The sequence below is a fragment of the Paenibacillus sp. WG02 genome, from assembly GCF_055396115.1.
Window position 1 is genome coordinate 8,145,738 of the sequence record NZ_AP036016.1, and the last position, 14,074, is coordinate 8,159,811.

Here is a 14,074-nt window from a genome sequence, read left to right on the forward strand (position 1 = left end):
CAAATAGAAAGGACAGGCAGCAAGCGGCCTGTCCTTCTTTTTCATACCGTAAGTCGAGCATATTCATCAGGAGTTTGGCCGATAATGGACTTGAAGTCCTTGATGAAATGCGACTGATCATGATAACCGAGATCCATGGAGAGCTTGGACCAGTTATGCCTCTGGCTTAGATCCGTCGCCTCGGCAGCGTTCTGGATGCGCGCTAGCTTAATTACCCACTTGGGACTAACTCCGACGTAGTGGTCGAACAGGCGCTGCAGCGTTCTTTTATTCACATTGAAGTAATCGCAGAGGGTATCGACTTTAGTGAGATCGGGCTTCTGATTTATATCATCGATGATCTGATTAATAAAAGCGACCTGTTCATCCTGTTCGGGAAGCTTGGGACGGATCAGCTGCTCGATATGTGAAACCATCAGATGTTCTTCTTTTTGAGCAAAAACATCCGTCTCAAGTTGACGTGGATCTATGCCAAATATGCTCTGGACGCTCATCGGATTGTTCAGCAAACCGGAAATCGGCTCCCTAATAAAAGGATAAAAACCGCCAGGCTTGAACTTGACGCCGAACACACATCCCTGATCTTGCAGATAATGCCCATACTTCTCTTTACCTGGACCATAGATAGCCGTACGTCCCGGCTCAACGAGGAGATTAACGCAGGGATTGGGGATAACATGCTGCAAATAAGGCTCCTGGCCAGTTAAATCCCATCTAACTATCCAGTAATGTCGGATGAAATAGGCCAAATCTTCGGAGGGGGTATGTCGCGAAAGCTGGAATTTCTGCTCGCCTTGCTGTAGATTCATAATACCTAGGCTGGGCTTGGAGGCTTTGGGAATCACTTCGCTCACTCCTTGTCGCGTTTTTACAATACATAGGTTGTACGATCATCTATTCTTAATCTTATCACATACCAAAGGAGCGGAAGTATATGGAACTTAAATACGAATTTTACATTGGTGCAGGAACTAAAGAAGTGTGGGATATTCTCGTGACTCCGGAGGGGACGCGTAAGATTCTTTTTGGCAGTGTGCTCCAGTCCACTTTTGAGATTGGGTCCGATTATGCATACGTGGGGCCAGGTAATGACGGTGAGGAAACCGTTCATGTATACGGTAAGATTTTAGCTTACGAACCGGAAAAACTCATCAGTTGCACCGAACATGCCGGTCCATCTTACAACCCGAATCATGCGGACTTTGAATCTAGAATGACGTTATCACTTGAAACTGTTGGGAGCTGCACCAAACTAACGTTGGTCAATGATAATTGGACACCTAACCACCCAAGCTTCGAGACTACCAAGGCTAGTTGGTGGATGATTCTGAGCAATATCAAGACGCTGGCGGAGACTGGCAAGACTTTGGATTTTGGTTGGTAGGGAGTAAAGGAGCAGCAGTTCGTGGTGTTGTACAGAGCACTTAATATTGAACTTCTCAACAAAAATAGGAGTCGGTAGAGACTCCTATTTTTCCATTTTCAGTAGCTTTTAATAAAATAGAAGCCTCTAAAGACTGTTATCTATGCTAAAAAGAAAACATTTCAAAAAATTCTTCCCAATAACAGCCTTTAAAGACTCTTATCCACAAACTTTCACCTTATTCTGAGGAATTAGAAGCCTCTAGAGTCTCCTATTCACACCCCTACTAAAGAGGTTTAAGCGCCAACGTCACTTTCCCCTCGAGTTCCTCAACCATGTCATGCCACGCCTTCGGCTTATTCGCCAAAACGGAATAATAGCGCTTCAAGAACTTCGCAACAATTCCTGCGTCCAACTCTGCTTGATCCTCATCTGTCGGCAAGAAACAGAGATCAAGTTCCTCAACCGCTTCCCCATTGTTCTCCCAAGAGGGGTGAACGTATGGGAAGTCGATCCGCTTATAGCCCAGATGTGACAAAACCTCGCGCCGCACGAAAGGATCCATCGGCTTCACGCCTCCGAAAGCATGCTCTTCGATCCGATAGGGATCATAAATCTCAGCAAACATCCCCAGCATTGGCTTACCAGATTCGGCCGCCAATGTTTCCAGATCGTTCCAGCGTTTCCGTGCCAGGAACCGACCGATACCAAGCCCGGCTTGACCAATAATAGTGAAGTCCGTCATCGCCACTTGGAAGTCATCATAGTAACGATACTCCGTTGTACCGACGACTTTCCCTTCATGAACGGCTACGAATACCCGGATACCGGGGTCCTCGAGCGGTTCTTTCCACAATGCGTATTCGAGCACCTCTTCCGGTGGAAATACCTCCTTCATCAGATTATGCATGCTCCGAAACAAGGGATTGTCTATGCTTGTAATCCGTATATACTCCATAATGTGAACTTCACTCCTTCATCAGATTCGAAATGGATTCCGCCACTCCATCAAAAGTGCATGGTTAAGCGACTCCTCATCCTGCAAATAGTCAGGGACAACCTGCACAGGCGTCCGGCCGCAGTGCAGCAAAAAAGTAATAACCGGATCCTTCAACTCGCCTGCCATAACAGCCCTCACATAGTCATCCGCGCTCATGGCGGCGCTATGCTTGTGATAACCTGGCATCCGCCCGCCTCCAAGCAGCCTTCTTAAACCTAGGTGCACGACAACTTCGTACATCGACTCCATCATCAGCTTGCCGAGACCAAATTTGCGGTAAGCCGGCAGAATGCATATGTCTACAATATAGAGAGTGTCGCCTTCTGGACGATGCGTTCGGATGTACCCATCGTCCGTCAAAGCTGACCAACTATGGTCAGCTGCATGCTGCTCCTGATATTCTACGCGAAGCCCTGTTATAGACCCAACAACCTGACCGGCCACCTCTACACAAAGGGCCCCTTCGGGAAATCGGGTGATATGCTCCGTGAGCTGCTCCTCATTCCACCATAGCTCGGATGGAAAAGGCGGTGGGAAGCTTTCCTGCTGAACGCGAATAAGTGCGTCAAAATCGGCTTTTCCATAATTGCGAATCACAGCCTCGATCGGTTTATCCCCGTCGAAGACGTATAATTTTTTGACGTACAACTTTCCTGGATCAATAACTTTTTTGGCAGCTTCTAAATCCATAGTGCACTGTAAGCCCCCTTGATCTCACTTCATTAGGACCAATCTGTGTACAAATCGGTTCTACGGTCACGCCACGTGGTGACTGAGCCTTTTTCCCGAACGAGGTTCAGCAGCTCCAGATCCAAATCAGCCGTGACAACCATGTCACCGTTGATCTCGCCTTCTACCAGTATTCCCTTCGGCGGAAAAGGCACATCGTTCGGCGTGATCACCGCGGCCTGTCCGAAATTCCCCCTCATGAAATCAACTGTTGGCAATGCACCGACTGTCCCCGTCGTGACCACGTAGATTTGATTTTCAATCGTTCTAGCATGACACGTATAACGTACCCGATGGAATCCATGCCGGTCATCCGTGCACGATGGGGCAAACAGCACATCCGCTCCGCGGGCTCTCGCCATCCGGACGATTTCCGGAAACTCCACATCATAACAGACCAGAATCGCAATGCGGCCTTTATCCGTATCAAAAACCTGCAAGGAATCCCCAGCCCCCATATTCCATTCCTTCACTTCGGTCGGGGTAATATGCAGCTTCTTCTGCTCCCCAATCCGCCCGTCTGGATAGAATAAATGAGCTGTGTTATACAGCTTGCCTTCCTCGGAGGTAATATGTGTGCCGCCGATCAAGTGCATCCCCGTTTGCTTCGCCAACCCCTGAAAAAGTGTTCGGTAAGCCTCCGTATACGACGGCAATGCCTCGATGGGCAGCGCCTTACCGTTTTCATCACCTATCGACATTAACTGGGTCGTAAATAGTTCAGGAAATAGCACAAATTCCGCCTCAAACTCCTGAGCCACCTTCACATAATGCTCCACCTGCGCAGCGAACTCTTCGAAACTATCAATCGTATGCAAATGATATTGCACTGCAGAAACGCGCATTTTCAACGTTAATCTCTCCTTATTTCGCGAAATGGAAGAAGCGCCTGATTCCCCTTTTACAATTGAACAAGCACTCTCCCTCTGACCTTCCCTTCCAGAACCTGCTTAGCAGCCTCCGCAACTCCATCCAGCATAACCTCTTTATAGACAGTCTGTTCCAGGCCTTTAGGCTTCAGTTCCTTTGCAATACGCTCCCATAGAGGCTTTCTAACCGCCATCGGGCAAGCAGCTGAATCAATACCTAACACATTCACACCTCGGATGATAAAAGGAAACACCGTCGCGGCAAACTCACCGCCACCTGTCAAACCACTCAGGGCAACGGAACCGCCATACTTGATCCGGCTTAACACATGGGCAAGGGAGTCGCCCCCAACAGGATCGACAGAGCCCGCCCAATATTCCTTATTCAGCGGCTTGCTAACAGAGGGAGCAAGTTCTTCCCGCGTCAATACCCGCTTAGCCCCTAAATCGAGCAGGTACTGATGGTCCGCCGACTTCCCTGTGCTAGCTTCCACCTCATAACCGAGCGCTGCCAGCATGGACACGCTGCTGCTGCCCACTCCGCCAGTTGCACCACGAACTAGCACGGGTCCCTGCTCTTTGCTTAGCCCATTCTCCTCCATGCGTTGTATAGAGAGCGCCGCGGTAAATCCCGCCGTGCCCAATATCATCGCCTCGCGATGTGTTAATCCCTTGGGAAGAGGCACAACCCAGTCAGCCGGCACACGCGCAAAGGCGCTAAATCCGCCATAATGCCCTGTACCCAGCTCGTAGCTCGTCACCAACACCTCATCGCCTTCACGAAACCGACCATCTGACGAAGCTACGACAGTTCCGGCCAAATCAATCCCCGGTACCATCGGGTAGTCACGCATAACGCGTCCGGTAGGACTGCAAGCCAACGCGTCTTTATAATTAATGCCGGAGTATAACACTCGGATCGTCACTTCGCCAACAGGTAAATCATCGAGCTTAAGTTCCTTTACTACCACTGCAAAAGATTCCTTTGTTCGATCCACCACCAACGCTTCAAAGCTATCCATCCTATTCCTCCTTCAACGATCATCCTGCTAAATGTTCAACTACTCTCTCAGTTTACTAAATTCACCCAGCGGTTTCCAATCTTCTCACATGTGGGAGGTACAGTTTTGATTTCAGATAGACCTATGTATGATTTTAAGATAAAATTACCCTGCCCCCCTATATACAAAAGTGAGCAGGGTTTATTTTTTTGCATCATTAAAAGACTAACACAATACCATTAACCTCGGCTGGAGTTGTTCCAACGTTTGTGATTCGGATTCGGTCTGTACCTGCAGGGACAACAAAGGCCAGCACAAACGTACGGGTTCCACTTACAGTTACAGCGTTTGTGATTGGGCGTCTGGTCACGGCATCTACTATTTGATACCTGATGACAGGGGGCGTAAGAAATCCTGCTATAAGAAATGAAAATATTAAATTTTGATTCCTTTTGAGAAGAAAAATAGGGATAATATATATAAACCTCAAAATATATTGACTGTTCGAACGGTCAGTTATATAATGCAATGAAAGGAGGTTCATGATGGAAAATAGCATCATAGATAAACGCATGGAAAAAGGCGAACAGACACGAGCACGCATCCTAAACGCCGCCATAACAATCATTGCTGAAAATGGTATCAAAGAAGTATCTGCTGCCAAATTAGCCACTGCCACAGGCGTAAGTAAAAGCAACATTTTCCATCATTTCAAATCGATTGATGATATTCTGATTGGCGTACTCCATATCCTTTTCAACGATCTCCTTACACCGATGACTATGGAATATCAGGATTTAGAGGAGTTCCTAAAGTCGATAGGTCAATCCGTATTTCATATACCCGAGGAGCATTTAAACCTGTTTAAAGCTTTCTTCTCCTTTTATCACGAAGGGATGTTTAACTCGGAATATCAAAAAGTACTAACTTCCTATACAGGCCAAATGACTAAGCTCATAAGTAAACAACTTACCCAATTGACGCCAAATCCCGCTGCGCAAGAAACACTCGATTCCGTAGCAATCATTCTCTTTACGATGATAGACGGTATGGGCTTGCACTATTTGCTCAATGGAGAAAGCCTTCACTATGAAGAAGCGTGGCGCCTTCAAGTGCAATGGATCTGCCGACTTTTATCCGAACACTAATGCCCAGATTAGGTTGGGTATTATCCGAAATAAACTGACCGCACGGACGGTCACATTGAATTCAATGGAGGAATCACTATGAAAACCGTAAATATCCCGACATTTTTTCATGAAGTATTTGGAAAAAGGTCAACCGTATTAGAGCTAAGCTTAATCCTTTTTTTTGGTGTAGGGATGAGCAGTTTTCTTCTTGCTTTCACATATTCGGAGTGGCGGGATCTTGAAATTTGGAAAATTGCCATTATCGCGCTTTTAGCGCTGGACATCAACGGCGGAGTGATTGCAAATTTTACACTTTCGACAAATAACCACTATAAGGATCATCCATCTGCACGTTTGACGTTTATACTGATTCATGTCCAGCCGATTATTTTAGCTTTAACGCTATGGAATTATTTCGCTCCTTGTCTATTTGTTTGGGGATACACGATGGTTTCAACGCTTGCCGTAAATGCACTCATCCAACATCCTGCGCAGAGAACGATCGCCGCTGTCTTTGTATCCCTTGGTTTTGGTGGACTGCTCATGTTTTTTGATGACATCCCAAAATTTCTTCTCATCACACTGCTGTTCTTCTTGTTCAAAGTCGTATACAGTTTTGCGGTGGATCATTATGCCAAATGAAATTATACGCTTGGGAAAAGAACACCAACCTCAAGTAGTAGACATTTTGCTTAGGGCTTTTGCAAATGACCCCATGTTCCAATACTTGTTTCCAGATGGAAACCGTTCCAAACACCTTCGAACTTTTTTTAACTTTATATTTTATAAAAGCATGTTATTGCAAGAGAGGCTGATTGGCATCAAAGAAAACAATGAGCTAAGAGGTGTTGCAAGTATTGAACTCCCAACTAGCGTTAAGGGAGCAGGCCTTCTTTTAAGACCACTATTTATATATCGGGGAATAAAACTATATGTTCAGCTTCCTAAGGGTGCGTTTGCTTTTATCAATCCCTATATGCAGTTCACTACGTCCGTCCGACCAACAGCACCTCATCATTATTTGGTATGTATTGGAGTCGATCCTGTTCATCAGGGCAGAGGGGTCGGAAAAACGCTTTTAACGTATATACACGAGTTGGTAGACATGGATCCCTCATCAATTGGTATTGGATTAGATACTGAGAATCCGGAAAATGTGAAGCTTTATGAACGCTTTGGATATCACATCGTTGAAACCAAAAAAATAGGAGATACGATTATTTATTGCATGTTTAAGCCGAAGTGAGTCAGAAACGATAGCCTCTGCAAACCCGCTAACTCGCCTTCTCTCAGCAGCTGAGAGGTCCTTTTTAGACGTCTCCCGCTACTTTCGCTACTTTCGAGCCTCCGAGACAGCCTTTTCTGTCTTCTCAGGCTGCAAATCCGCTAACTTGCCTTCTCTCAGCAGCTGAGAGGTTCTTTTCAGACGTCTCGCGCTACTTTCGCTACTTTCGAGCCTCCGAGACAGCCTTTTCTGCCTTCTCAGGCTGCAAATCCGCTAACTCGCCTTCTCTCAGCAGCTGAGAGGTCCTTTTCAAACGTCTCGCGCCACTTTCGCTCCTTTCGAGCCTCCTAGACAGCCTTTTCTGCCTTCTCAGGCTGCAAATCCGCTAACTCGCCTTCTCTGAGCAGCTGAGAGGTTCCTTTCAGACGTCTCGCGCTACTTTCGCTCCTTTAGAGCCTCCTAGACAGTAGACATTACGGAGGTTCCGGACGGATCCTCCGATTTTAAGCATGTTTTCACACTATCAAGTCACTTCCATGCACTCCCTGCACTTTAGCGATGGATACATCCGTTTCCGGGGCTCGGCCCAATAAAAAAACCAACTCCCCTGGCCAAAGGCCTCAAGGAGTTGGTTGAACTTTTCCTATTGCTGCGCAAAGCCCGCAGCTGCCAAAAACCGTCCAAAAGCCGCTTGCCCGGCTTCATCACGCTTGAACACGCCTGCGTCCAGTAGCACGTCCATGAACTTGCTGCCGACTTCGGCCTGCAGCACCGCACTCGCCTGCTCCTGCGGCAGCGCAGCGCCGTGCTTCGCGAGCAGCGCTCCGATCCATTCCGCATGCTTATGCAGCGGATGGCTGGCCTCTTCGCGGATCTCGCGGCCGAATGCGGCTTCGCCGGTGAGGAGCTTGGCGATATCCGCCAGCTCCTCTTGCAGGCGGCCTGGCAGCACCGCCAGCCCCATAACCTCAATCAAGCCGATGTTCTCCTTCTTGATGTGGTGCAAGTGCTGGTGCGGATGGAAAATCCCATCCGGATGCTCTTCGCTGGTGCGGTTGTTACGCAGCACCAGGTCAAGCTCGTACTCGCCGCGTGCATTGTTGCGGGCGATCGGGGTGATCGTGTTATGCGGGACCCGCTGTCCGTCCTTCTCGCTGAAAGCGAGGACGTCCGCTTCCGCATCACTGTAGGCTCGCCAGTCTTCGAGCAGCTTGCTCGCCAGCTTATAAATCTGCTGCTTGTTATGCCCGCTCAGGCGAAGCACGGACATCGGCCACTTGACGATGGCGGCCTTCACGCCGGCAAACTCAGCATGTGAGAATGCCTTCTCACTTGGTGCTTTTTCCATCGGGAACTTATGGCGCCCGCCTTGGAAGTGGTCGTGGTTCAGAATAGAACCACCGACGATCGGCAGATCCGCGTTCGATCCGATGAAATAATGCGGGAACTGATCGATGAAGTCCAGCAAACGGTAGAACGTGTGCGACGTCGTTTTCATCGGAATGTGTTTCTCATGGAAAATAATGCTGTGCTCGTTGTAATACACATACGGCGAATATTGGAAGTACCACTTCTCGCCATCTAATTCTAACGGAATGACCCGTAGATTTTGCCTTGCCGGGTGATTCACACGACCTGCGTACCCTAAGTTGTCTACGCACAGTAGACACAAGGGATAGCTGCTTTGCGGCAGTGTTTTGAGCAGGGCAATTTCCTTCGGATCTTTCTCCGGTTTCGAAAGGTTGATCGTGATTTCCAGATCGCCATACGTTGTTTCGGCCAACCAGTAGGCATTTTTCTGAATGCGATCCATCCGAATATAGTTGGAGTCGATAGATTGCTTATAGAAGTAATCCGTCGCTGCCTCAATGCTCGTTGTTTTGGCTGTGTTCCAGAATTGATGTACAACCTCGGATGGACGAGGCATCAGATGCCCCATAATCCGAGCGTCCAGCAAATCACGGTACGTGGTCGTATTCTCTTCCAAGAGGCCTGCTTCGAAAGCTGCATCGAGCAATTCTTCTAGCAGTGCAACCGGACTGTTCAATTTTTCTGTCGCCACTTCCCCTTGATAAGGTTCAGCAAGACCGAATAAATCAAGCAAAGCATTTCGTGAAGTATAGACGTCAAGGTGTTCAATCAGCCCCTTCTGCACAGCGAACTGAAGAAGCCTTTCTATGATCAACGCCGCATGCTGCGGCGCTTTAACTATCCGTTCCATGTGCCACATTCCTTTCTACAAAATAAGCCTCTTTTCAGCTCCACTCTGCACTGTTGTACCCTGTTCTGCGTTGATCTGTACTGTTCTGCACTGTTCTACCCTGTTTTGCGCTGTTCTAACCGTTTTAACCCTACTCTTCGTACCCGTTCGGATGATTTTGGTGCCAGTTCCACGCGCTCTCGATAATGGATTCCAAAGAATCACGTGTCGGTTTCCAACCCAGCTCAGCTCTTGCACGCTCAGAGGAGGCAATTAGTGTTGCTGGATCTCCGGCTCTACGCGGTTCGATGACGGCAGGAATTGCATGGCCGGTTACTTTACGGGCAATATCGATGACTTCTTTGACCGAGAAACCTGTGCCATTGCCTAGGTTATAAATATTGCTTTCTGCTCCGCCACGCAGCTTCTCAACCGCAAGAACATGGGCGCTTGCCAAATCGCTTACATGAATGTAATCACGTACACACGTGCCATCTTCTGTTGCATAGTCTTCTCCGAAGATAGAAATATGCGCCCTTTGACCAAGTGCCACTTGAAGAATGATAGGGATCAAATGCGTCTCTGGGCTATGGTCCTCTCCGATTTTGCCGCCGGCATGAGCCCCAGCTGCATTAAAATAGCGAAGTGATACATATTTGATACCATGCGCGATGTCGAACCACTTCATCATTTTTTCCATAGCCAGCTTCGTCTCGCCATACGTATTGGTCGGCAGGGTGCGATCGCTCTCTAGAATTGGAATATTTTCAGGCTCACCATACGTCGCAGCCGTAGAGGAGAAGACAATTTTCTTCACGCCGTATTGGGTCATCTTTTCAAGCAAGCAAAGCGTTCCGTATACGTTATTATGATAGTATTTCGCAGGATTGGTCATACTCTCGCCAACTAACGAATTCGCTGCAAAATGGATGATAGCATCAATGCTGTTCTCTGTGAAAACCGTATCCAGAAACTCGCCGTCACGCAGGTCACCTACGTACAACTTGCCCCCAAGCACAGCATTTCTGTGCCCTTGCTGCAAATTATCAACGATAACAACTTCTTCACCTTTGGCTAGCAGCTCTGCTACCGCATGAGATCCGATATAGCCTGCTCCGCCCGTTACTAGAATGGCCATTTTATAACGCCTCCCCGACTTGTTCGACACCATTGCCGATATCACAAACGTAGAAGCTTGGTGTCAGGCCTGTTTTTTCCGTATATTCTTTACCCACTTGATCGATAAAAGTCTGTACACTGTCCTCGTGAACTAAGGAAACCGTGCATCCGCCGAAACCTGCGCCTGTCATACGTGCCCCAAGCACACCCGGAACCTTTAGCGCTGCCGCAACCATCGTATCCAACTCTACCCCTGTTACTTCATAAAGATCACGAAGCGAGTCATGGGACCCGATCATCAGCTTACCGAAAGATTCGAGGTCGTTCGCTTCCAGCACCTCAATGGATTTGAGAACACGGTCAATTTCTTCAATAACATGCTGCGCTCGTTGGCGGATGGTTTTGTCTGGAATTAGATGTTTGAATTCATTAAATTGCGCAAGGTTCAGTTGACCGAGCAAAGTGATTGAAGGAAACTGCTTTTGCAAATAGGTCACAGCCTGTTCACATTGGCTTCTTCTCTCATTGTAAGCGGAGTCTATCAAACCTCTGCGTTTGTTCGTATTCCCAATAACCAGCTTGTAGCTGCCGCTTTGAAAAGGTACATGGCGATACTCAAGCGTGTCGCACATGAGCAGGATGGCATGATCCTTTTTGCCATTGGCTACAGCGAATTGATCCATGATGCCGCTGTTGACGCCAACGAACTCGTTCTCTGTTTTTTGCGCGAGCAGCGCGATTTTCACGGTATCAATCGGATACTTTTCAAGTGTTAATAAGCCAAAAGCTGTAACGACTTCAATGGAAGCCGAGGACGAAAGTCCGGCACCATTCGGGATTTCACCATGGAACAAAAGATCGTACCCCTGTGTAACAGGGAACCCTGCTTTCGCTAAGTGAAAGAAGATACCTTTCGGATAATTGATCCAGTCGTCCTCTTCTTGATAGGACAAGTCATCTATGGAAATTTGTTTGCGAAGTGCCAGGTTTGTCGATGCAAATCCAATTACACGATCTTGTCTTGGACGAATGATCATAGTCGTTCCGAACGTTAACGCTGCCGGGAAAACATAACCGCCATTGTAATCCGTGTGCTCACCGATCAAATTGACCCGACCTGGAGCATGAAAAGCTGAAATTGCCGTTGCAGAATTCCCGTAAATTTCAATAAACGTGGTTTTTAGAGCTTGCAAATCTGCCATTCTGGCACCGCCTTTAGTGGTTTTGAAGTGATTTCGCTCGTCATCTGAGGATGATGGAGTCGTTTATGCTTGGTGTCTTTGTAACTTCAGTATACGAGAAGAACGTAGGATTAGCTATGGAGGCATGTTATTTTCACATGGAAAAATGTGATCTCACATTCGCTGCTTATGTTAAGTTTATGATAAAGTGAAGGTACATGAAGATGCGTCGATCGGAGATGAAGAGTAGGCATGCCAAAGACGGAGAGCTATTACGTTGTGTCGAATCCACTACCTTCCCAAGAAAGTGAACTAACTGTGCTGTTTGCGGGTGAGAGCCAGACGAAGCCTGAGCATCGGTTAGGACCCAAAGTATACGACTACTACCTGATTCATTATGTGATATCTGGGAAAGGGGTATTCTCTTCGCAAGGCGAAGAGTACGAACTTGGCGCCGGAGACAGCTTCGTCATCGAGCCCGAACAGCTTATAAGTTACGTCTCCGATGAGACAGATCCGTGGCATTATTGCTGGATCGCTTTTACAGGTGCACAGGCCGCGTCGTTAGTCAGCTCTACAGGAGTGAATCCCCTGCAGCCCATTATTCATACCAAGCGCAACCGCCATATCCCTGTGCTTTTTCGTCATATCCAGCAAGCATTAAGAGCCAAAAAAGCGAACGCACAGCTGAAATCCATCGGATACCTACATTTGTTACTCGGTGAATACTGTGAAACATTGTCAGCTTCCACATTGGCTGGCGTGGTCACGGAAGCCGAGAGTGACCGTATCGTGCAGCAAGCGATTCACTACCTGTCCACCCAATACGCCGAGCCTATCACCATTGAGCTGATGGCCGAGAGCTTGGGCTACAACCGCGCGTATTTATCGCGCATGTTCAAGCGCCATACCAAAGTAACACCCGTCACGTTTCTTCTGAAACTGCGTGTTGATAAAGCTCGCCTTCTTCTTCGAGAACGGCTGGAACTAACCATCGAACAGATCGCGTCATCCGTCGGTTTCTACGATCCACTTTACTTCTCTAAGCAATTCCGACGTTGGTACGGCGTCTCGCCAAGCGAGTACCGGAATCAAATCAAATCCCTTTGATATTAACGTCCTATCTGTCACAAGTCAACGATTCGCCACTCCGTAAGCATTGAATAATATCCTTCAAACAGCTCCTGAAGCATGCTCATACAGGGGTACTGGTAATATCAGTACTCCTCAATCCCAATCCTAAATCTACCCATTTCGATCGTAAAAGTATACTTACGAATGGCGTCTTCTTGTCGTGTCTGCGAATGAGAGAGCAACATTTCGAATGTCACTCTGTGATAAAACTAAGCATGAAAACATTGAAGGAGATGAGGATATGAGCATGCTGAAAGGTAAAATCGCTTTAGTAACAGGTGCAAGCCGGGGGATTGGACGCGGGATTGCTCTGCGTCTAGCGCAGGATGGGGCTATTGTCGTCGTACATTATGGAAAGAATTACGATGCTGCAGAGGAGGTGGTTCGTGAAATTCAGCATAAAGGCGGATCCGCCTTTACACTCGGTGCGGACTTGAATGTCGTAAACGGCGTTCACGATTTATATGCGGGCTTGGACGAAGCCCTCGAGAAGCACACTGGTGGCAGTCAGTTTGATATTCTTGTTAATAATGCCGGAATTGGGCAAGGTGGAACCATCGAGGAGACGACGGAACAATCTTTTGACGAAGTTCTGAGCCTCAATGTCAAAGCACCTCTATTTCTCATCCAACAAGCATTACCTCGTCTGAGAGATGAGGGCCGGATCATCAATATTTCTTCGGCTGTTACCCGTTTGGCTTTCCCTAATTTTCTGGGCTACAGCATTTCGAAAGGTGCGCTCAATACACTCACTTTCGTCTTAGCTCAGCATCTTGGGGATCGCAGCATTACGGTAAACGCCATCTTGCCCGGTATCATCGATACCGATATGAATGCCGGAACATTGCAGGATCCGAGTGGGCAGCAGTTCGCAGCCAGTCTCTCTCCTTTTAAAAGATGGGGGCAGCCTGAAGATGTGGCCGATATCGCTGCCTTTCTTGCCTCTTCGGACAGCCGCTGGATAACGGGGCAATTGATTGATGCCAGCGGCGGATCTCATATATAAAAAGACTAAAAAGCTTGGCGGATGCGCCAAGCTTTTTAAACCGTATTGGTTTCATACCATTACTTCGCATTCGAATCCGCTTGGGAAACACCTACGAAATCGTGCCTGGCCGCAGTA

14 protein-coding genes are annotated in these 14,074 nt (G+C 47.8%); 6 read left to right on the forward strand and 8 right to left on the reverse strand.

The features are described from left to right. Positions 1-41 precede the first annotated feature (41 nt). Positions 42-845 (reverse strand): DUF6597 domain-containing transcriptional factor, encoded by an 804-nt coding sequence (locus tag ACBP55_RS36920; RefSeq protein WP_464648517.1) that lies wholly within the window; start codon positions 843-845, stop codon positions 42-44. Positions 846-934: 89 nt separating this feature from the next. Between ACBP55_RS36920 and ACBP55_RS36925 the strand changes: the two genes are divergently transcribed. Continuing rightward, a complete protein-coding gene (locus ACBP55_RS36925) occupies positions 935-1,384 on the forward strand; it encodes an SRPBCC domain-containing protein (protein WP_029197964.1) in 450 nt (149 codons plus the stop codon). A 265-nt stretch (positions 1,385-1,649) separates the two neighbouring features. On the opposite strand, the gene ACBP55_RS36930 is transcribed toward ACBP55_RS36925, so the two are convergent. From ACBP55_RS36930 to ACBP55_RS36945, 4 genes are read right to left on the reverse strand one after another with little or no spacing between them, the layout of a single operon-like run. Next, entirely contained in the window at positions 1,650-2,321 is a 672-nt protein-coding gene (locus ACBP55_RS36930) for a GNAT family N-acetyltransferase (RefSeq protein WP_464648518.1), read from the reverse strand. 21 nt (positions 2,322-2,342) lie between these two features. Further along, the gene (locus ACBP55_RS36935) at positions 2,343-3,053 is read right to left on the reverse strand and encodes a GNAT family N-acetyltransferase (RefSeq protein WP_464648519.1); all 711 of its coding nucleotides are present in this window, start codon (positions 3,051-3,053) and stop codon (positions 2,343-2,345) included. Positions 3,054-3,085: 32 nt separating this feature from the next. After that, on the reverse strand, positions 3,086-3,943 hold the full coding sequence (locus ACBP55_RS36940; RefSeq protein ID WP_464648520.1) for a carbon-nitrogen hydrolase family protein: 858 nt from the start codon (positions 3,941-3,943) through the stop codon (positions 3,086-3,088). A gap of 50 nt (positions 3,944-3,993) precedes the next feature. Beyond that, on the reverse strand, positions 3,994-4,983 hold the full coding sequence (locus tag ACBP55_RS36945) for an acrylyl-CoA reductase family protein (RefSeq protein ID WP_464648521.1): 990 nt from the start codon (positions 4,981-4,983) through the stop codon (positions 3,994-3,996). Positions 4,984-5,504: 521 nt separating this feature from the next. Here ACBP55_RS36945 and ACBP55_RS36950 point away from each other — a divergent pair. The 3 genes from ACBP55_RS36950 (at position 5,505) to ACBP55_RS36960 (ending at position 7,338) form a co-directional block, all read left to right on the forward strand. Continuing rightward, entirely contained in the window at positions 5,505-6,110 is a 606-nt protein-coding gene (locus ACBP55_RS36950) for a TetR/AcrR family transcriptional regulator (protein WP_464648522.1), read from the forward strand. A 78-nt stretch (positions 6,111-6,188) separates the two neighbouring features. After that, positions 6,189-6,734 carry a hypothetical protein gene (locus ACBP55_RS36955; RefSeq protein WP_464648523.1) on the forward strand — a complete coding sequence of 182 codons (546 nt, stop codon included), beginning with the start codon at positions 6,189-6,191 and terminating at the stop codon, positions 6,732-6,734. Then, a complete protein-coding gene (locus tag ACBP55_RS36960; RefSeq protein WP_464648524.1) occupies positions 6,724-7,338 on the forward strand; it encodes a GNAT family N-acetyltransferase in 615 nt (204 codons plus the stop codon). The genes ACBP55_RS36955 and ACBP55_RS36960 overlap by 11 nt, the downstream gene beginning before the upstream one ends. A 622-nt stretch (positions 7,339-7,960) precedes the next feature. Here ACBP55_RS36960 and ACBP55_RS36965 read toward each other — a convergent pair. The 3 genes from ACBP55_RS36965 to ACBP55_RS36975 all read right to left on the reverse strand — a co-directional run bounded on the left by ACBP55_RS36965 (position 7,961) and on the right by ACBP55_RS36975 (position 11,838). After that, the gene (locus ACBP55_RS36965; protein ID WP_464648525.1) at positions 7,961-9,538 is read right to left on the reverse strand and encodes a UDP-glucose--hexose-1-phosphate uridylyltransferase; all 1,578 of its coding nucleotides are present in this window, start codon (positions 9,536-9,538) and stop codon (positions 7,961-7,963) included. A 130-nt stretch (positions 9,539-9,668) separates the two neighbouring features. Then, positions 9,669-10,655 (reverse strand): UDP-glucose 4-epimerase GalE, encoded by a 987-nt coding sequence (galE, locus tag ACBP55_RS36970; protein WP_029197515.1) that lies wholly within the window; start codon positions 10,653-10,655, stop codon positions 9,669-9,671. 1 nt (position 10,656) lies between these two features. Then, positions 10,657-11,838: a galactokinase gene (locus ACBP55_RS36975; RefSeq protein ID WP_464648526.1), complete on the reverse strand. Its 1,182-nt coding sequence runs from the start codon at positions 11,836-11,838 to the stop codon at positions 10,657-10,659. Positions 11,839-12,069: 231 nt separating this feature from the next. Here ACBP55_RS36975 and ACBP55_RS36980 point away from each other — a divergent pair, with 231 nt between their 5' ends. Together ACBP55_RS36980 and ACBP55_RS36985 are read left to right on the forward strand one after the other, a co-directional pair. Next, the gene (locus ACBP55_RS36980) at positions 12,070-12,927 is read left to right on the forward strand and encodes an AraC family ligand binding domain-containing protein (protein WP_464648527.1); all 858 of its coding nucleotides are present in this window, start codon (positions 12,070-12,072) and stop codon (positions 12,925-12,927) included. A gap of 265 nt (positions 12,928-13,192) precedes the next feature. Next, positions 13,193-13,957, forward strand: coding sequence for an SDR family oxidoreductase (locus ACBP55_RS36985; protein WP_464648528.1), 765 nt, complete (start codon positions 13,193-13,195; stop codon positions 13,955-13,957). Positions 13,958-14,074 lie beyond the last annotated feature (117 nt).

Coding starts and splice junctions, on each gene's coding strand:
- ACBP55_RS36925 (WP_029197964.1), top strand. CDS start 935: ATGGAACTTAAATACGAATTTTACATTGGTGCAGGAACTAAAGAAGTG.
- ACBP55_RS36930 (WP_464648518.1), bottom strand. CDS start 2,321: ATGGAGTATATACGGATTACAAGCATAGACAATCCCTTGTTTCGGAGC.
- ACBP55_RS36935 (WP_464648519.1), bottom strand. CDS start 3,053: ATGGATTTAGAAGCTGCCAAAAAAGTTATTGATCCAGGAAAGTTGTAC.
- ACBP55_RS36945 (WP_464648521.1), bottom strand. CDS start 4,983: ATGGATAGCTTTGAAGCGTTGGTGGTGGATCGAACAAAGGAATCTTTT.
- ACBP55_RS36950 (WP_464648522.1), top strand. CDS start 5,505: ATGATGGAAAATAGCATCATAGATAAACGCATGGAAAAAGGCGAACAG.
- ACBP55_RS36955 (WP_464648523.1), top strand. CDS start 6,189: ATGAAAACCGTAAATATCCCGACATTTTTTCATGAAGTATTTGGAAAA.
- ACBP55_RS36960 (WP_464648524.1), top strand. CDS start 6,724: ATGCCAAATGAAATTATACGCTTGGGAAAAGAACACCAACCTCAAGTA.
- ACBP55_RS36965 (WP_464648525.1), bottom strand. CDS start 9,538: ATGGAACGGATAGTTAAAGCGCCGCAGCATGCGGCGTTGATCATAGAA.
- galE (WP_029197515.1), bottom strand. CDS start 10,655: ATGGCCATTCTAGTAACGGGCGGAGCAGGCTATATCGGATCTCATGCG.
- ACBP55_RS36975 (WP_464648526.1), bottom strand. CDS start 11,838: ATGGCAGATTTGCAAGCTCTAAAAACCACGTTTATTGAAATTTACGGG.
- ACBP55_RS36980 (WP_464648527.1), top strand. CDS start 12,070: ATGCCAAAGACGGAGAGCTATTACGTTGTGTCGAATCCACTACCTTCC.
- ACBP55_RS36985 (WP_464648528.1), top strand. CDS start 13,193: ATGAGCATGCTGAAAGGTAAAATCGCTTTAGTAACAGGTGCAAGCCGG.